General features: G+C 69.9%; 13 protein-coding genes and 1 pseudogene. 7 read left to right on the plus strand and 7 right to left on the minus strand.

All coding sequences use genetic code 11. The features are described 5' to 3' along the window. Positions 1-64: 64 nt before the first annotated feature. The 6 genes and pseudogenes from AC07RV_RS28500 to AC07RV_RS28525 all read right to left on the minus strand — a co-directional run bounded on the left by AC07RV_RS28500 (position 65) and on the right by AC07RV_RS28525 (position 8793). Positions 65-2794, minus strand: a complete 2730-nt coding sequence (locus AC07RV_RS28500; protein WP_472922538.1) for a nitrate reductase — start codon at positions 2792-2794, stop codon at positions 65-67. Continuing rightward, a pseudogene (locus tag AC07RV_RS28505) lies at positions 2780-4092 on the minus strand (FAD-dependent oxidoreductase); the annotation flags it as partial. The pseudogene AC07RV_RS28505 and the gene AC07RV_RS28500, both read right to left, overlap by 15 nt. Positions 4093-4182: 90 nt before the next feature. Further along, positions 4183-4992 carry an ABC transporter ATP-binding protein gene (locus AC07RV_RS28510; protein ID WP_093339406.1) on the minus strand — a complete coding sequence of 270 codons (810 nt, stop codon included), beginning with the start codon at positions 4990-4992 and terminating at the stop codon, positions 4183-4185. After that, on the minus strand, positions 4989-5906 hold the full coding sequence (ntrB, locus tag AC07RV_RS28515; protein WP_296775905.1) for a nitrate ABC transporter permease: 918 nt from the start codon (positions 5904-5906) through the stop codon (positions 4989-4991). Before ntrB ends, AC07RV_RS28510 begins: the two co-directional genes overlap by 4 nt. 10 nt (positions 5907-5916) lie before the next feature. After that, a complete protein-coding gene (locus AC07RV_RS28520; RefSeq protein WP_261212594.1) occupies positions 5917-7161 on the minus strand; it encodes a CmpA/NrtA family ABC transporter substrate-binding protein in 1245 nt (414 codons plus the stop codon). 339 nt (positions 7162-7500) lie between these two features. Continuing rightward, entirely contained in the window at positions 7501-8793 is a 1293-nt protein-coding gene (locus AC07RV_RS28525; protein ID WP_296775900.1) for a nitrate regulatory protein, read from the minus strand. A gap of 80 nt (positions 8794-8873) precedes the next feature. Between AC07RV_RS28525 and tsaD the strand changes: the two genes are divergently transcribed. Further along, positions 8874-9926, plus strand: a complete 1053-nt coding sequence (gene tsaD / locus AC07RV_RS28530) for a tRNA (adenosine(37)-N6)-threonylcarbamoyltransferase complex transferase subunit TsaD (RefSeq protein ID WP_296775896.1) — start codon at positions 8874-8876, stop codon at positions 9924-9926. Between the two features lie 70 nt (positions 9927-9996). On the opposite strand, the gene AC07RV_RS28535 is transcribed toward tsaD, so the two are convergent. After that, entirely contained in the window at positions 9997-10371 is a 375-nt protein-coding gene (locus AC07RV_RS28535) for an Hsp20/alpha crystallin family protein (protein WP_093339397.1), read from the minus strand. A 122-nt stretch (positions 10372-10493) separates the two neighbouring features. On the opposite strand from AC07RV_RS28535, the gene AC07RV_RS28540 reads away from it, so the two are divergent. The 6 genes from AC07RV_RS28540 to pnp all read left to right on the plus strand — a co-directional run bounded on the left by AC07RV_RS28540 (position 10494) and on the right by pnp (position 17700). Beyond that, positions 10494-11774 (plus strand): branched-chain amino acid ABC transporter substrate-binding protein, encoded by a 1281-nt coding sequence (locus AC07RV_RS28540; RefSeq protein ID WP_296775893.1) that lies wholly within the window; start codon positions 10494-10496, stop codon positions 11772-11774. A gap of 5 nt (positions 11775-11779) precedes the next feature. Then, positions 11780-12988 (plus strand): pyridoxal phosphate-dependent aminotransferase, encoded by a 1209-nt coding sequence (locus tag AC07RV_RS28545; protein ID WP_296776212.1) that lies wholly within the window; start codon positions 11780-11782, stop codon positions 12986-12988. Then, on the plus strand, positions 12989-13786 hold the full coding sequence (locus AC07RV_RS28550) for a helix-turn-helix transcriptional regulator (protein ID WP_296775891.1): 798 nt from the start codon (positions 12989-12991) through the stop codon (positions 13784-13786). Between the two features lie 87 nt (positions 13787-13873). Further along, entirely contained in the window at positions 13874-14791 is a 918-nt protein-coding gene (locus AC07RV_RS28555) for a DMT family transporter (RefSeq protein WP_296775889.1), read from the plus strand. Between the two features lie 90 nt (positions 14792-14881). Beyond that, positions 14882-15148, plus strand: a complete 267-nt coding sequence (gene rpsO / locus AC07RV_RS28560; RefSeq protein ID WP_007837783.1) for a 30S ribosomal protein S15 — start codon at positions 14882-14884, stop codon at positions 15146-15148. A gap of 206 nt (positions 15149-15354) precedes the next feature. Continuing rightward, complete coding sequence (gene pnp, locus AC07RV_RS28565) at positions 15355-17700, plus strand: polyribonucleotide nucleotidyltransferase (RefSeq protein ID WP_296775885.1); 2346 nt, start codon at positions 15355-15357, stop codon at positions 17698-17700. The last annotated feature ends 78 nt before the right edge of the window (positions 17701-17778 follow it).

Raw genomic sequence — 17778 nt, forward strand, 5'->3', positions numbered from 1 at the left:
GAACGGCCCGGTGCCCCCATCCCAACCTTCCCCCAGCGGGGGAAGGAGCAAGGCAGGGCACGCCTCACGCCAGCGCCTCCACCGGCGTCGAGCGCACCCGCCGCTTGAGTTCGGGAATGCACGACCCGCAGTTGGTGCCGCATTTCAGCGCCCCCTGCAGCGCGGCCAGCCGTTCCGCGGGCGAGCCGTCGCAGCGCCGCAGCTGGCGCTCGATCGCGAGGTCGGTCACGTTGAAGCAGGTGCAGACCGGCTTGCCGCGCGACTGCACCGCCACCGGGGCGCGCGCGCCGGGCGACAGCAGCAGCCGGCCGTAGTCCTGCGCCGGCAGCTCCTCGCGCAGCACGGTGGCGATCCAGGCCTCGGCGCTGGTGTCGCCGCCCAGCAGGAAGGCCTCGAGCCGCGCGCCGTCGGCCCGGCGCGCCAGCCGCGCCGCGCGGCGCTGGCCGCGGCGGCGGTCGGCATAGCGCAGGGTGTCGGGCGCCTGCAGGCCCAGCAGGCCCTCGATGCGCGAGAGCAGGGCGTCGTCGGGCGCCTCGTGGGCGGCGGCGCGGAACAGCAGGCCGCCGCGGCTGCCGTCGGCGCCCGAGAAGGGCACGCAGGCCGCGAACGGGAAGGCCGCCATCAGCGCCTGCAGCGCGCGCCGCGCGGCCAGCGCGTCGTCGTCGGGCAGCCAGGCCATGGCCAGCAGCGACCAGGGCAGCTCGGCCTTGAGGATCTGGACCGGCACGTGCTTGAGCTCGGGCTGCTTCGAGACGGGGCAGTACGCCGGCGTGGTGACGGCATTGATGCCCGCGAGCGGCGTGCCCGTGGAGGACGAGCCGCCCAGGTATTCGCCGCCCCAGTGCATCGCGACGAAGGCCTGGTCGGGCGCAATCTCCTCGCTGGCGCGCGCGGGCAGCAGGATCGAGCCGCGCCGCGAGCTCAGGTGCACCAGGTCGCCCTCGCGCAGCGCGCGCCGCGCCATGTCCTGCGGGTTCATTTGCACCGCGGGCTCGGCCACGTGGCCGAACAGCCGGCCGACGTTGCCGGTGCGGCTCATGCCGTGCCACTGGTCGCGCAGCCGGCCGGTGTTGAGCGAGAACGGCCAGCGCGGCTCGCGCGGCTCGGCGAGCGGGCGGTAGACGGTGTCGACGAAGCGCGCGCGGCCGTCGGGCGTGGGGAACACGCCGTCCTCGTAGAGGCGCGCGCGGCCGGCCGTCTCGCCCTCGCGCAGCGGCCATTGCTGCGGGCCGGCGTGCTCGAGCAGCGCCCAGCTCAGGCCGGTGATGTCAAGGTCGCGCCCGCGCGTCGATTCGCGGTGCTCGTTCCAGACCGATTCGGCGTTCTCGTAGGGAAACAGCGTGGCCGCGCGGCCCAGCCGGGCCTCGAGCCGGCGCGCGAATTCAGCCGCGATCGACCAGTCGTGGCGCGCCTCGCCGGCCGGCGGCACGGCGGAGCGCACGCGCGAGATGCGGCGTTCGCTGTTGGTCACCGTGCCTTCCTTCTCGCCCCAGGTGGTGGCCGGCAGCAGCAGGTCGGCGTAGGCGCAGGTGGCGGTGGTGGCGAAGGCTTCCTGCACCACCACGAACTCGGCGCGCTCGAGCGCGCGGCGCACCGTGGCCTGGTCGGGCATCGACTGGGCCGGGTTGGTGCAGGCGATCCACAGCGCGCGGATCTCGCCGTCGGCCGCGGCCTGGAACATCTCGACCGCGGTCTTGCCGGGCTGTGCGGGCACCGAGGGCACGCCCCAGAGCGCGGCGACCTCGGCGCGGTGCGCCGGGTTCGCGAGATCGCGGTGCGCGCTCAGCAGGTTCGCGAGGCCGCCGACCTCGCGCCCGCCCATCGCATTGGGCTGGCCGGTGAGCGAGAACGGCCCCGCGCCCGCGCGCCCGATCTGACCCGTGGCCAGGTGCAGGTTGATCAGCGCGGCATTCTTCGCGGTGCCGCTCGAGGACTGGTTCAGGCCCTGGCAGTACAGGCTCAGCGTGGCCGGCGCGGTGGCGAACAGCCGGGCCGCCTCGAACAGCTGCCCGGTGGAGAGGCCGCAGACCCGTGCCACCGTCTCGGGCGTGCAGTCGCCCACCGTGGCTTTCAGTACCTCGAAGCCGCTGGTGTGGGCTGCGATGTAGTCCGCGTCGATCCAGCCTTCGCGCAGCATCAGGTGCAGCATGCCGTTGAACAGCATCACGTCGGTGCCCGGCTGCAGCGGCAGGAACAGGTCGGCGATCTCCACCGTGTCGGTGCGGCGCGGGTCGGCCACCACGATCTTCAGCGCCGGGTTGACGGCCTTCGCGTCCTCGATGCGTCGAAACAGGATCGGATGGGCCCAGGCGGTGTTGCTGCCGACGATGAACAGGCACTGCGCATGCCGCAGGTCGTCGTAGCAGGCAGGCGGCGCGTCGGCGCCCAGCGTCTGCTTGTAGCCGGCCACCGCGCTGCTCATGCACAGGCGCGAGTTGGTGTCGATGTTGTTGGTGCCGACCAGGCCCTTGGCGAGCTTGTTGAAGACGTAGTAGTCCTCGGTGAGCAGCTGGCCCGAGACGTAGAAGCCGACCGCGTCGGGGCCGTGCGCCTGCACGATGCCGGCGAAGCGGCCGGCCGCCTGGTCGAGCGCCGCGTCCCAGTCCAGTGGCTGCGGCGCCTCGCCGCGGCGCGCGCGCTGCATCGGGCGCAGCAGCCGCGTCTGGCGCGTGATCGGTGCGCTGGCCGTCAGGTGCAGCGTCGAGCCCTTGGTGCACAGCCGGCCGAAGTTGGCCGGATGGTCCGGGTCGCCGCGCACGCCGGTGATCTGCGCGCCCTCGGACTCGATGATCACGCCGCAGCCGACGCCGCAGTAGGGGCAGGTGGAGCGGGTGTCGGTCATGCGGCCGCCTTGGGTTCGCCCTCGCCACCGGCATCGCCGGCCAGGGCCTCGCCGAACATCAGCCGATCGCGGATCTCCTGCACGCTGCGCCCCTCGCGCACCAGCGCGTAGTACCAGCTGCCGTCCACCGTGTCGCCGTAGAGGCAGGCGCCCACCAGCTTGTCGTCCTTGAGCACCAGCTTCTTGTAGACGCCGCCGAAGGGATCGCTCATCACGATCTCCTCGGTGCCTTCGCCGCCCATGAACTCGCCCGCGCTGAACAGGTCGATGCCCGTGACCTTGAGCTTGGTCGAGGTCAGCGAGCCCTGGTAGCGGCCGATGCCGAACTGCGCGAGGTGGTTGGCTGCCACCTTGGCCTGCTCGAACAGCGGCGCCACCAGGCCATAGGCGATGCCGCGGTGCGCCGCGCATTCGCCGACCGCGTAGATGCGCGCGTCGGTCACGGTCTGCAGCGTGTCGGTGACCACGATGCCGCGGTGGCAGTGCAGCCGCATGCGTTCGGCCAGCTCGACGTTGGGGCGGATGCCCACGGCCATCACGACCAGGTCGGCCCGGACCTCGCTGCCGTCCTTGAAGCGGATGGCGGTGACGCGGCCATGCTCGCCGCCGACCAGTTCCTGGGTCTGCGCGCCCATCCTGAACTTCAGGCCGCGTTCCTCGAGCGACTGCTGCAGCAGCCGGGCCGCGGCCTCGTCGAGCTGGCGCTCCATGAGCCAGGGCATGACGTGCACCACGGTCACCTCCATGCCGCGCCGCATCAGGCCGTTGGCGGCCTCGAGGCCCAGCAGGCCGCCGCCGATCACCACCGCGTGGCGGTGCGTGCGCGCGGTCTCGATCATGCAGTCGGTGTCGGCGATGTCGCGGTAGGCGATCACGCCCTCGAGATCCTTGCCGGGCACCGGCAGCATGAAGGGGGTGGAGCCGGTGCAGACCAGCAGGCGGTCGTAGGCGGCCTCGGTGCCGTCGTCGGCGCGCACGATGCGCTTCACGCGGTCGACCTCGACCACCTTCTTCCCGGCATGCACCGCGATGCCGTGGTCCCGGTACCAGTCCCAGCCGTTGAGCACGATCTCGTCGAGCGTCTGCTCGCCCGCGAGCACCGGCGACAGCATGATGCGGTTGTAGTTGGGGTGCGGCTCGGCGCCGAACACCGTGATGTCGTAGAGGCCGGGCGCGATCTTCAGCAGCTCCTCGAGCGTGCGCACGCCGGCCATGCCGTTGCCGATCAGCACGAGTTTCATCTTCTTCATGGGGCCCTGCCTTTCTGCGACCGAGCGGATATCAAGCGGGCGAGGCGCGGGTGTGCACCCATGCGCCGGGCGGCCCGGCGCGCACCCGAGTCAGGCCGCGGCCTTCTCCACGTGCCCCTGGCGCGTGTAGAGGAAGTCGATCACGGCCTTGCGCGCATGCACGTAGGCCGGGTCCTCCGCGAGTTCGACGCGGTTGCGCGGGCGCGGGATGTCGACCGTGAGCACCTCGCCGATGGTGGCGGCCGGGCCGTTGGTCAGCATCACGATGCGGTCGCTCAGCAGCACGGCCTCGTCCACGTCGTGCGTGACCATCACGACCGTGCTGCGGGTCTTCTGCACGATCGCCAGCAGTTCGTCCTGCAACTTGGCGCGCGTGAGGGCGTCGAGCGCGCCGAAGGGCTCGTCCATCAGCAGCACCTTGGGCTCCATCGACAGCGCGCGCGCGATGCCCACGCGCTGCTTCATGCCGCCCGAGATCTCGCCGGGGCGCTTCTGCGCCGCGGGCGTGAGGCCGACCAGCGCCAGCGCCGCGTCGGTGCGCGCGCGCAGCTGCGCCTTGTTCTCGGTGGCGGCGAACACGCGCTCGACCGCGAGGTAGACGTTCTCGAAGCAGGTGAGCCAGGGCAGCAGCGAGTGGTTCTGGAACACCACCGCGCGCTCGGGGCCCGGGCCCTTGATCTCCTTGTTGGCGCACAGCAGCGCGCCGGCGGTGGGCGTGGTGAGGCCGGCGATCAGGTTCAAGAGCGTGGACTTGCCGCAGCCCGAGTGGCCGATCAGCGTGATGAACTCGCCCTTGGCCACACCGAGGTGCACGTCGCGCAGCGCGACGAAGCGGCCCTTGGGTGTCTTGAAGGCCTGCTCCACGCCGTGGATCTCGATGTACTTCGACTCGTCGATCATGATTTCACCTCTTCGAACGTGAAGGCCGTCGCGAGCTTGATCAGCGCGAACTCGAGCACCAGGCCGACGATGCCGATCACGAAGATCGCGATGATGATGTTGGCGACGTTGAGGTTGTTCCACTCGTCCCAGACCCAGAAGCCGATGCCCACGCCGCCGGTCAGCATCTCGGCCGCCACGATCACCAGCCAGGCGGTGCCCACGGCCAGCCGCACGCCGGTCAGCATGTAGGGCAGCACGGCCGGGAACAGGATCTTGGTGAGGATCTTCCATTCGCTGAGGTTCAGCACCTTGGCCACGTTCATGTAGTCGCTCGGCACGCGCTGCACGCCCACGGCGGTGTTGATGACCATCGGCCAGATCGAGCAGATGAAGATGGTCCAGATCGCGGCCGGGTTGGCGCCCTTGAACACCAAGAGGCCGATCGGCAGCCAGGCCAGCGGCGAGACCGGGCGCAGCAGGCTGATCAGCGGATTGAACATGCGCGCGAGGAACTCGAAGCGCCCGATCGCGAAGCCGGCCGGAATGCCGACCAGCGCCGCGAGGCCGAAGCCCAGCGCCACGCGCTGCAGCGAGGACAGCACGTTCCAGCCCACGCCCTGGTCGTTGGGGCCCTTGCTGTAGAAGGGATCGCTGAACACCGTGAGCGCTTGCTGCCAGACCGCCAGCGGCGAGGGAAAGCCGGTGGTGCTGCGCATGGCCACGATCTCCCACACCAGCAGCAGCAGGCCGAAGCCCGCGAGCGGCGGCAGCACGCGCATCCAGAAGGCGCGCAGGTCGAGCGGGGTGCGCGCCCGCGTCTCGCGCACGGGGCGAACGGGTGCCGCGGTGGCGGCGACCGGCTTGGCCGCAATGGCCGGGGCCGATGGCACGGAGACCGCCTCGAGCGGCGAATGGAAGACTGCGCTGACCATGGTGTTCTCCCTATGCATGAAGCTTGAAGGACTCGGCGTACTTCTTCGGGTCCTTGCCGTCCCAGACCGAACCGTCGAACAGCTTGCTGCTGCGCATCGGGTCCTTGGGCACCGGCGTCTGCGTGGCGGCCGCGGCCTGCTTGTAGATGTCGATGCGGTTGATCTCGGTCGCGACCTTGAGGTAGTCGGGATGCTCCTTGAGCAGGCCCCAGCGCTTGTGCTGCGTGAGGAACCACATGCCGTCGGACAGGTAGGGGAAGCTGACCGCGCCGCCGTTGTAGAACTTCATGTGGTTCGGGTCGTCCCAGCTCTTGCCCAGGCCGTTGACGTAGCGGCCCAGGATGCGCTGGTTGATCGCGTCCACGCTGGTGTTGACGTAGCTCTTGTCGGCGATGGTCTCGGCCATCTTGTTCTTGTTCTGCAGGCCGGCGTCGATCCACTTGCCGGCCTCGAGCACGGCGGCGGTCACGGCGCGCGCGGTGTTCGGATACTTCTTCGCGAACTCGGCCGTGGTGCCGAGCACCTTCTCGGGGTGGTCCTTCCAGATGTCCTGCGTGGTGATGGCCGTGATGCCGATGCCGTCCATGATCGCGCGCTGGCCCCAGGGCTCGCCCACGCAGTAGCCGTCCATGTTGCCCACGCGCATGTTGGCCACCATCTGCGGCGGCGGCACGGTGATGTTCTTGACGTCCTTGAACGGGTCGATGCCGGCCGAGGCGAGCCAGTAGTAGAGCCACATCGCGTGGGTGCCGGTCGGGAAGGTCTGGGCGAAGGTGTATTCGCGCTTCTCGCTGGCGATCAGCTTGGCGAGCGAGGCCGCGTCGACCGCGCCCTTGTCGGCCAGCTTCTTCGACAGCGTGATCGCCTGGCCGTTGTTGTTGAGGGTCATGAGCACGGCCATGTCCTTCTTCGGGCCGCTCAGGCCCAGGTGCATGCCGTAGACCAGGCCGTAGAGCACGTGGGCCATGTCGAGGTCGCCGTTGGCCAGCTTGTCGCGCACGCCGGCCCAGCTCGCCTCCTTGCTCGGCACGATCTTCACGCCGTACTTCTTGTCGATGCCCAGCACCGAGGCCATCACCACGCTGGCGCAGTCGGTCAGCGGGATGAAGCCGATCTTGACTTCCTCCTTCTCGGGCTTGTCGGAGCCCTGGGCCCAGACGGCGGCGCGCAGCGCGGGATCGATCCCGACGGCGCCGATGGCGGCGGCCTGCAGCACGCGGCGCCGGCTCAGTTTGGTTTGCAGCGGATCGGACATGGGGCGGACTCCTGCGAAGAGAAAGGCGGAAGACAAAAACGAAAAGGCGTCCTCACCACCGCAGCGGGCTGCTCGCAAACGAGCCAGCCCCGCGGGATAAGGACGCCTTTGTCCGGGTCGGTGGACGGCCCCCGCCATTGGGGGCCCTCTGCCTGGAGGCCCGAAGGCCTCATGCACTGTCTTGAGCAAAGCGCGTGCCAGCCTCGCCGTGCGTAGTTTTGCTATGGCTTTGCTAGCTCGATGCGCCGTATGGGTGCGCCCTGAACTCGGATTGCGCGGGGAAGGGTGGTCGGCGCGTCGGCAGGCACGGTTGTTGTGCACTGCACCAGAGCGGACCGATCAGCGTGGCAGGTAGTCGGCCATCGCGAGCACCGACTCGGCCACGTCGACCAGCCGGCGGTTCTGGTTCATCGCGGTCTGGCGCAGCATCTTGTGCGCCTCTTCCTCGCTCATCCGGCGATGCGCCATCAACAGGCCCTTGGCGCGCTCGACCAGCTTGCGCTCGTTGAGCGAGGCGCGCACGGTCTCGAGCTCGTCGCCCATGGCCTGCAGCCGGCGCGACTGGGCCTGCACCATGTCGAGCACCGAGCGCTCGAGCGTGCGGCCATAGAGCGTGGCGGCCTCGGGCGCGGCGGGACGCGCGGCGGCCGGTACCGGCGCCAGCACGTCGTCGAAGAAGCGCTCGCCGTCGTCGTGCGGCGCCAGGGTGTCGAGCAGGCGCCGGTAGTCCTCGAGCTCGCGCCGCGCCTGTTCGGTCTTGTGGCCGCACTGCAGCCGCAGGTCATCGGCCAACTGGTCCTCGACGATGCGCATGGCGTCGATGCGCGCGCTGCAGCAGTCGAACCAGGCCTGGCTCAGCCGCGGATCGGGCAGGCCGCCCGCGGGCGCCGCGCCCGGATGCACGGTGCCGATGCGGCGCATGCGCTCGAGCCCGGCCAGCGTGCTGTCGCTCTGGCTCTGGCGCCACAGCGCGAGCAGCGCGGGATTGGAGAACTCGGTGAAGACCTGGAAGCAGCGCTCCTGCGACTCGACCAGGTGCAGCCACTGGGCCCGCTGCGCGTCGTCGACGCGGCCCGTGGCGAGGGCGGCGGCGCCGAGGGCGCGCTCCTGGCCCGCGAACTCCTTGCCTTGCATGAAGTTGAACAGTGCCACCAGCAGGCGCGAGATCTCGGGGTCGGTGGCGCCGTCGGCGGCCTCGAACACCACCGACAGCAGCCCCGCGACCAGCTTGGCGAAGGCCGCGGTGGCCTGCGCGGGCTGCAGTTCGAGCGCGCCGATGCGCCGGCGCAGGGCCGGCAGGCCATCGAGGCCCGGCAGCACCCAGGCGATGCGGCTGAACAGCCGCGTGTGATTGCCGTCGCCCGCGCGGCCTTGCGCCTCGGCCTCGAGCCGGTCGAAGCCCAGCCGCACCGCCTGCTCGAGCGCCACGCACTCGGCGATCTGCGGATCGCGCTGGTCGCCGAAGCGCGTGCCGCGCGAGGCCAGGAAGACGTTCGACAGGCCGCGCTCGCGCTGCAGCGCATGCACGAGCCGGCCGACGGCGCCGACCAGCTCGCTGGTGCGCGCGAGCTGCTCGAGCGCGTCGATCTCGCTGCGCCGCGCGGCGATCAGGAAGTGCAGGCCGGATTTCATGGGGTGCCGGACGAGCAGCAACATCCGTGCCGTACCCCCGCGCCAGCAGCCCCTATCGCCCGCCGCCTACACTCGCGGCCATGCTGCTTCTAGGAATCGAATCCTCCTGCGACGAGACCGGCGTGGCGCTGGTCGAGTCGCATGGCGACGCGCTGCCGGTGCTGCGCTCGCATGCGCTGCACAGCCAGATCGCGATGCACCAGGCCTATGGCGGCGTGGTGCCCGAACTCGCGAGCCGCGACCACATCCGCCGCGTGCTGCCGCTGACCGATGCCGTGATGGCCGAGGCCGGGCGCACGCTGGCCGAGGTCGACGTGGTCGCCTACACGCGCGGCCCCGGCCTTGCGGGCGCGCTGCTCGTGGGCGCGGGCGTGGCCTGCGCGCTGGGCGCGGCGCTCGGCAAGCCGGTGCTGGGCGTGCACCACCTCGAGGGCCACCTGCTGTCGCCGTTCCTGAGCGCCGACCCGCCCGAGTTCCCCTTCGTGGCGCTGCTGGTCTCGGGCGGCCACACCCAGCTGATGCGCGTGGACGGCGTGGGCCGCTACGAGCTGCTCGGCGAGACCATCGACGACGCGGCCGGAGAGGCCTTCGACAAGAGCGCCAAGCTCATGGGCCTGCCGTACCCCGGCGGCCCCTGGCTCGCCAAGCTGGCCGAGGGCGGCGACCCGGCGGCCTTCAAGCTGCCGCGCCCGCTGCTGCACAGCGGCGACCTCGACTTCTCCTTCGCCGGCCTCAAGACGGCCGTGCTCACGCAGGCCAAGAAGCTCGGCGACGCGCTCGAGGCGCGCAAGCCCGACCTCGCGGCCTCCACGCAGGCGGCGATCGTCGAGGTGCTGCTGAAGAAATCGCTGGCCGCGCTCGACCAGGCCGGCCTCAAGCGGCTGGTGGTGGCCGGCGGCGTGGGCGCGAACCGCATGCTGCGCGAGCAGTTGAATGCCGCCTGCGCCAAGCGCGGCGTGCGCGTGCACTACCCCGAGCTGCACCTGTGCACCGACAACGGCGCGATGATCGCGATGGCCGCGGCGATGCGGCTGCAGTCGGGGCTGTCGCAGCCCACCGAGCGCTATGCCTTCGACGTGAAGCCGCGCTGGCCGATGGCCTCGCTGTCGGCGGATCTGCCCGCCACCGCCTGAGAACGCCCATGAAAAAGCCCGCGCGGCTCGTCGCCGCGCGGGCTTTTTCGCAGGTCGGTTGCGTCTGTGATCAGTTGATCTGCAGCTGCGAGACCTGGCTGACCGGCACCACCTTGGCGAGCTTCAGGGTCAGCACGCCGTTCTCGAGCTTGGCTTCGCTGGCAGCCGCGTCGATGTCCAGCGGCAGCTCGTAGGCGGCCTTGAACTGGCGCTTGGCGTCGGCCTTGCTCTCGATGCGGACCACGGCGCCTTCGATGCCGATGCTCAGGTCTTCGCGGGCGAAGCCGGGCACGTCGAGCGACAGGGTCCAGCTCTTGTCGTCCTGCTCGACCAGCGGCGAGCGGCGCGCGGTGCCGGCGAAGGCATCGTTCACGAAGCGTTCGAAGGCGCGATCATGGGCGCGGGGGGTGAAGCGGGTGGCGCGGAGAGCGGGTGCGAAAAACATGGAAGTACTCCTGAATGAACACAATGGGGACATGGAATGTGTGTCCCTTACACTGCGCGGCCGTTCAATCCTGAGTGCCGCTTGAAACCTCATCTAGGCCCAGCGGCGCGCGTTTCAAGTCAATGAATTCCAGCTTTTTCGAGCGCCGCCAGGCCTTGAAATTCGCGGCACTGTCGCTATGCGCGAGGCCCTTCGCGGCGCTCGCGCAGACCCCGCCCGCACCCATCCGCCTCGCGCTGATCGAGAGCATGAGCGGCCCGTTCGCCAACACCGGCGAGGCGGTGTTCCGCAACCTGCTGTGGGCCGTGGAGCGCGTGAATGCACGCGGCGGCATCAAGCTGCCGGGCGGCGCGCGGCCACTGCAGCTCGACCGCTACGACAGCAAGGGGCAGAACGAGGAAGCGCTGTCGGCGCTGCGCGCCGCGATCGATGATGGCGCGCGCATCGTGCTGCAGGGCAACTCCTCGGCCACTGCGGCGGCGCTGATCGATGCGATCGACAAGAACAACGAGCGCGACCCGCAGCGGCGCATGCTGTTCCTCAACTACGCGGCGGTCGAGCCCTCGCTGACCAACGAGCGCTGCAGCTTCTGGCACTTCCGCTTCGACGCCCATGCCGACATGCGCGTGGCCGCGCTGATGGACGTGGTGAAGGACGACGCCGCGCTCAAGCGGATTTACCTGCTGGGACAGGACTACAGCTTCGGCCAGGCGGTGCTGCGCGAATCGCGGCGCCAGCTCGGCGCGCTGCGGCCCGACGTGGAGATCGTCGGCGACGAGCTGCATCCGCTGGGCAAGGTCAAGGACTTCGCGCCCTACGCCAGCAAGATCATCGCGAGCAGCGCGCAGGCGGTGGTCACTGGCAACTGGGGCAACGACCTCACGCTGCTCGTGAAGGCCGCGCGCGAGGCCGGCTTCAACGGCACCTTCTACACCTTCTACGGCAATGCGCTGGGCGCGCCCGCGGCCATCGGCGATGCCGGCATCGGCCGCGTGATCGCGGTGGCCGACTGGCTGCCGAACGTGCAGACGCCGCAGTCGGAGGCCTTCTACCGCGCCTTCCGCACGCGCTTTCCGAAGCCCGCGGACGATTACGTGCACATGCGCATGCAGCTCTTGATCGAGTCGCTGGCGCAGGCGCTCGAGCGCGCGGGCAGCACCGACACCGTGGCGGTGGCGCGCGCGCTCGAGCAGGCCGACGTCACGCTGTACGGCCAGCGCGGGCGCATGCGCGCGGCCGACCACCAGTTCCAGCAGCAGCTCGTGGTCGGCGTGATGGACAAGCAGGGCCGGCCGGGCGTGCAGTTCGACGTCGAGGGTTCTGGCTACGGCTTTCGCGTGATCAAGACCATTGCCCCCGAGCGCGCGGAGCTGCCGACTTCGTGCAAGATGAAGCGCCCCTGAGCGGGCTGCCACGAAGCGAAGACACGACGACAACGAAAGAAGAACACAGCATGCGCCAAGCCATCCACAACCTCGAAGCCTCCAAGATCCGCGAAGTCGCCAATGCCGGCCTCGGCCGCAGCGACGTGCTCGCCTTCTGGTTCGGCGAGAGCGACGAGGTCACGCCCGAAGTCATCCGCCAGGCGGCGATCGATTCGCTGCAGCGCGGCGAGACCTTCTATGCCCACAACCTCGGCCTGCCCGAGCTGCGCGCGGCGATCGCGCGCTACACCAGCAGCCTGCATCCCGCGGTCGATGCCTCGCGCATCGCCGTCACATCGGGCGGCGTGAGCGCGCTGATGCTCGCGGTGCAGGCGCTGGTCGATGCCGGCGACGAGGTGGTCGCGGTGACGCCCGTGTGGCCCAACCTCACGGCACAGCCCGCGATCCTCGGCGCGACGGTGCGCACGGTGCCGCTGGTGCCGGTGCAGGGCGAATGGACGCTCGACCTGCAGGCGCTGCGCTCGGCGGTCACGTCGACCACCAAGCTGCTGATCGTCAACGCGCCGAACAACCCGACCGGCTGGACGATGACGCGCGAGGAGCAGCAGGCCGTGCTCGACCATTGCCGCGAGACCGGCACCTGGATCCTCGCGGACGAGGTCTACGAGCGCCTGTACTTCGAACCCACGGCCAACGGCTGCGCGCCGAGCTTCCTCGACATCGCCCGGCCCGACGACCGGCTGGTGGTCACGCACAGCTTCTCGAAGAGCTTCCTGATGACCGGCTGGCGCCTGGGCTGGCTGGTGCTGCCGCCCGCGCTGGTCGAGGGCATCGGCAAGCTGATCGAGTTCAACACCTCGTGCGCGAGCGTGTTCACGCAGCGCGCCGGGGTGGCGGCGATCGAGCACACGGCCGAGATCACGCCGCGCGTGGTGGCGCATCTCAAGCATTGCCGCGACACGCTGGTGCCGCTGCTGGCGGCCGTGCCGGGCGTGCAGGTGGCGCCGGCCAAGGGCGGCATGTATGCCTTCTTCCGGCTCGAGGGTTTCGACGATTCCTTCGAGGTGGCCAAGCGGCTGGTGGTCGAGGCCGGGCTCGGACTCGCGCCCGGCAACGCCTTCGCGCCCGAGGGGCAGGGTTGGCTGCGCTGGTGCTTCGCCTCGAAGGATCCGCAGCGGCTGGTGCAGGGCGTGGAGCGGCTGCGCGGCTGGCTCGCGAAGCAGCAGGGCTGAATGACGCCGAGGCCCGTGCCCGTCGACGCCGTGCGCATCCGCGGCTCGGCGCTGCCGGGCCTGCAGACGATCGCGGCCGAATCGGCGCGCAGCTTTCCGCGCCACATGCACGACGTCTACGGCATCGGTGTGATCGACCGCGGCGGCCAGCGCTCGGCCAGCGGCCGCGGCGCGGTCGAGGCGGTGCGCGGGGACGTCATCACGGTCAATCCCGGTGAGGTGCACGACGGCGTCGCGCTGCGCGGCGAGGCGCGCGCCTGGCGCATGCTGCACCTGGCGCCCGCGTTGCTGGCCGATGCCGCGCCCGGGCTCGAGCTGACGCGGCCGGTGCTCAACGATCCGGCGCTGCGGCACGGGGTCGAACGGCTGCTCGCGGGCGTGGCCGAGGGCGCCGATGCGCTGGCGCTCGAGCAGGGCGTGCTCGAGTTGCTGCGCGATGCGCCGGGCGCGCTTATGCCGGAACCCGTGCCTCGCATCGCTTCCGTGGCGCTGGAGCGCGCGCGGGCACGCATCGCCGACGACTGCGTGGCCGCGCCCACGCTGGCCGAGCTCGCGCACGAGGCCGGCCTGAGCCGCTGGCAGCTGCTGCGCGGCTTCGCGGCCGCCTTCGGGCTGCCGCCGCATGCCTGGCTGCAGCAATGCCGGTTGTCGCGCGCGCGGCGGCTGATCGCGCAGGGCCGGGCGCTGGCCGATGCCGCGGCCGGTGCGGGTTTCGCCGACCAAAGCCACATGACGCGGGCTTTCGTCCGTTTCCTGGGCTTCACGCCTGGCGCATACGCGGCCGCGCACGGCGCCTGAGCCGGTCCCCTGCAATTTCGTTCAAGACCGCCGCGCCTCCGGCGGGAGACGCTCGCGCTTTCTGCAAATGAAAGAAGGGCGAAAAGCATGTCGGAACGCAGCAAGGGGATGTGGCTGTGCGCGCTCGCGATGGTCACGGTCGGCAGCACGGTGGTCGCGAGCAAGCTGATCGCGAGCGGCCTGCCGCCGTTCACGGCGACCGCGCTGCGCTTCGCGCTGGCGCTGCCGGTGTTCCTGGTGCTGATGCGGTGGATGCGCGTGCGCTGGCCGCGCCCGGACCGGCACGATGCCTGGCTGCTGCTGTGCCAGGCGGCCGCGGGCAGTGTCGGCTACACGGTGCTGCTGATCCTGGGCCTGCGCTGGGCGCCGGCGGCCGACGCGGGCGTGGTGGCCGGCACTCTGCCGGCCATCGCCGCGCTGGTGGCGGTGCTCGCGCTGCGCGAGCGGCCCGGGCGCTACCTGCTGGGCGGGATCGTGCTCGCGAGCCTGGGCGTGCTGGCGATCACGCTGCGGCCGGGCGGGGAGGGCGGTGCCCGCACGCCGGCCGCGCTGCTCGGCAACCTGCTGGTGCTGAGCGCGGTGGCCTTCGAATCGCTGTTCATCCTGCTCAACAAGCGGCTGCGCGTGCCGCTGCCGCCGCTCGCGCAGTCGAGCGCGATGACCGCGCTGGGGCTGCTGCTGTCGCTGCTGCCCGCGCTGCTGGAGCGTGCCTGGCTGCAGCCCCTGCCGGCCGAGGCGCTGGCCGGTGTGGCCTACTACGCGCTGGTGCCGACGGTGGCGGGCTTCCTGCTCTGGTACGCGGGCGCGGCCCGGCTCAGCGGCGCCGAGGCGGCGCTGTTCACGGCGCTGATGCCGGTGTCGGCACTGGCCCTCGCGGCCTGGTGGCTCGGCGAACCGGTGGGCTGGCCCCAGATCGCCGGCGCGGCCTGCGTGCTGGGGGCGGTGGCGCTGGTCTCGCTCGACGGCCGGCACCGGGAAGGGGCGCCCAGGACGGCCGATGTATAATCCCAAGGCTTTGCATGCCGCAAGGCGCACGGTGAGCGCAGTTCCAGCACCCACCGCAAGTCAAACACCACCGGAACAAAGGAAAAACCAATGATCGCAGCCTCCATCAAGGCCGAAGTCGTCAAGGACAACGCCCGCGCAGCCAACGACACCGGCAGCCCCGAAGTGCAAGTTGCACTGCTGACCGCCCGCATCAACGAGCTCACCCCCCACTTCAAGACGCACGCCAAGGACCACCACGGCCGTCGCGGCCTGCTGCGCATGGTGAGCCGCCGTCGCAAGCTGCTCGACTACCTGAAGTCCAAGGACGCCGACCGTTACACCGCGCTGATCGCCAAGCTGGGCCTGCGCAAGTAAGCCGAATCGCATGAAAAAACGCCTGGGTTAGTCCGCTAGCTCAGGCGTTTTTTACTTCGCGAACCACTTTCGGGGTGCCCTACAGAGCGAAGCTGTGTCATTCCAGGGAAGTTCGAATCGAGCTTCGCTGGAATGGCATCGTGTTCTGAAAAAGCCCTCCGAGCCGTGCGGATCTTCGATGATCTGCTACTAAAACAGGAGCAAACATGAGCCTCTTCAACAAAGTCACCAAGTCCTTCCAATGGGGCGACAAGACCGTCGTCATGGAAACGGGCGAAATCGCCCGCCAGGCCACGGGCGCCGTGCTGGTCGACATCGACGGCACCGTCGTGCTGGCCACCGTGGTCGCTTCCAAGACCGCCAAGCCGGGCCAGGACTTCTTCCCGCTGACCGTCGACTACATCGAGAAGACCTATGCCGCCGGCAAGATCCCCGGCAGCTTCTTCAAGCGCGAAGCCAAGCCCAGCGAACATGAAACCCTGACCAGCCGCCTGATCGACCGCCCGATCCGTCCGCTGTTCCCCGAGGGCTTCCTCAACGAAGTGCACGTGGTGATCCACACCGTGTCGCTGAACCCCGAAGTCGACGCCGACATCGCCGCGATGATCGCCGTGAGCGCTGCCCTGTCGGTCTCGGGCATTCCGTTCGACGGCCCGATCGGCGCCGCGCGCGTGGGCTACATCAACGGCCAGTACGTGCTGAACCCGGGCCAGACCGCGCGCAAGGATTCGCAGATGGACCTCGTCGTGGCCGGCACCGAAGCCGCCGTGCTGATGGTCGAGTCCGAAGCCCAGCAACTGGCCGAAGACATCATGCTCGGCGCCGTGGTCTTCGGCCACGAGCAGGGCAAGCTGGCGATCAACGCCATCCACGAGCTGGTGCGCGAGGCCGGCAAGCCGCTGTGGCTCAAGGAAGGCACCTGGGCGCCCGAAGCCAAGGACGAGGACTTCATCGCCAAGGTCAACGGCCTGGCCGAAGAGAAGCTGCGCGCCGTCTACCAGATCCGCAGCAAGCAGGCCCGCACCCAGGCCCTGCGCGAAGCCAATGCCAGCGTCTACGAGGCCCTGAAGGCCGAAGGCGCCGCATTCGACGCGGGCAAGGTCAGCGACCTGCTGTTCGCGATCGAAGCGCGCATCGTGCGCAGCCAGATCCTGCAAGGCGAGCCGCGCATCGACGGCCGCGACACGCGCACCGTGCGCCCGATCGAGATCCGCAACTCGGTGCTGCCGCGCACCCACGGCTCGGCGCTGTTCACGCGCGGCGAGACCCAGGCGCTGGTCGTGACCACGCTGGGCACCGAACGCGACGCGCAGCGCATCGACGCGCTGGCCGGCGAGTTCGAGGACCGCTTCCTGTTCCACTACAACATGCCTCCCTTCGCCACCGGTGAAGTCGGCCGCATGGGCTCGACCAAGCGTCGCGAAGTCGGCCACGGCCGCCTCGCCAAGCGCGCGCTCGTCGCCGTGCTGCCGAACAAGGAAGAGTTCCCCTACACCGTGCGCGTGGTGTCGGAAATCACCGAGTCGAACGGCTCCTCGTCGATGGCTTCGGTCTGCGGCGGCTGCCTCTCGATGATGGACGCCGGCGTGCCGATGAAGGCCCACGTGGCCGGCATCGCCATGGGCCTGATCAAGGAAGACAACCGCTTCGCGGTGCTGACCGACATCCTGGGCGACGAGGACCACCTCGGCGACATGGACTTCAAGGTGGCCGGCACGACCAACGGCATCACCGCCCTGCAGATGGACATCAAGATCCAGGGCATCACCAAGGAAATCATGCAGGTCGCGCTGGCGCAGGCCAAGGAAGCGCGCATGCACATTCTGGGCAAGATGCAGGAAGCGATGGGCGAGGCCAAGGCCGACGTGTCGCAGTTCGCGCCGCGCCTGACCACGCTGAAGATCAACCCCGAGAAGATCCGCGACGTGATCGGCAAGGGCGGCGCGGTCATCCGCGGCCTGCAGGAAGAAACCGGCACGCAGATCAACATCGACGAAGACGGCACCATCACCATCGCGTCGACCGATCCGGCCAAGGCCGAAGAGGCCAAGAAGCGCATCGAGCAGATCACGGCCGAGGTCGAGATCGGCAAGATCTACGAAGGCCCGGTCACCAAGATCCTGGACTTCGGCGCGCTGATCAACCTGCTGCCCGGCAAGGACGGCCTGCTGCACATCAGCCAGATCGCGCACGAACGCGTCGAGAAGGTGACCGACTACCTGAGCGAAGGCCAGATCGTGAAGGTCAAGGTCCTCGAGACCGACGACAAGGGTCGCGTCAAGCTGTCGATGAAGGCACTGACCGAGCGTCCGGCCGGCATGGAATACAGCGAGCGCCCGCCGCGCGAAGACCGTGGCGACCGTGGCGGCGAGCGCCGTGACCGTGGCGACCGCGGCGACCGTGGTGGTGATCGCGGCGATCGCGGTGACCGCGGCGGCGACCGTGGCGAGCGCGCTCCGCGCTTCAACAACGACCAGCAGCAGCCGCGCAACGAGCAGGCTCCGGCCGGCGAGTCGCAGCAGCCGCAGGCTCCGCGCGAGTCGCAGGAGTAAGAAGGCCATGGCGGCCGCGGCATGCGCCGCGCGCCGCCTTTGCCTTTCCGATTGCTGAATGCGCCCGTCGCACGGGCG

It is taken from the genome of Variovorax sp. GW821-FHT09B01 (assembly GCF_059418345.1).

Bases quoted from the DNA above. Each gene is read 5' to 3' on its own strand.
- AC07RV_RS28510 (WP_093339406.1), bottom strand. From the start codon at position 4,992: ATGATCGACGAGTCGAAGTACATCGAGATCCACGGCGTGGAGCAGGCC.
- ntrB (WP_296775905.1), bottom strand. From the start codon at position 5,906: ATGGTCAGCGCAGTCTTCCATTCGCCGCTCGAGGCGGTCTCCGTGCCA.
- AC07RV_RS28520 (WP_261212594.1), bottom strand. From the start codon at position 7,161: ATGTCCGATCCGCTGCAAACCAAACTGAGCCGGCGCCGCGTGCTGCAG.
- AC07RV_RS28525 (WP_296775900.1), bottom strand. From the start codon at position 8,793: ATGAAATCCGGCCTGCACTTCCTGATCGCCGCGCGGCGCAGCGAGATC.
- tsaD (WP_296775896.1), top strand. From the start codon at position 8,874: ATGCTGCTTCTAGGAATCGAATCCTCCTGCGACGAGACCGGCGTGGCG.
- AC07RV_RS28535 (WP_093339397.1), bottom strand. From the start codon at position 10,371: ATGTTTTTCGCACCCGCTCTCCGCGCCACCCGCTTCACCCCCCGCGCC.
- AC07RV_RS28540 (WP_296775893.1), top strand. From the start codon at position 10,494: ATGAATTCCAGCTTTTTCGAGCGCCGCCAGGCCTTGAAATTCGCGGCA.
- AC07RV_RS28550 (WP_296775891.1), top strand. From the start codon at position 12,989: ATGACGCCGAGGCCCGTGCCCGTCGACGCCGTGCGCATCCGCGGCTCG.
- AC07RV_RS28555 (WP_296775889.1), top strand. From the start codon at position 13,874: ATGTCGGAACGCAGCAAGGGGATGTGGCTGTGCGCGCTCGCGATGGTC.
- rpsO (WP_007837783.1), top strand. From the start codon at position 14,882: ATGATCGCAGCCTCCATCAAGGCCGAAGTCGTCAAGGACAACGCCCGC.
- pnp (WP_296775885.1), top strand. From the start codon at position 15,355: ATGAGCCTCTTCAACAAAGTCACCAAGTCCTTCCAATGGGGCGACAAG.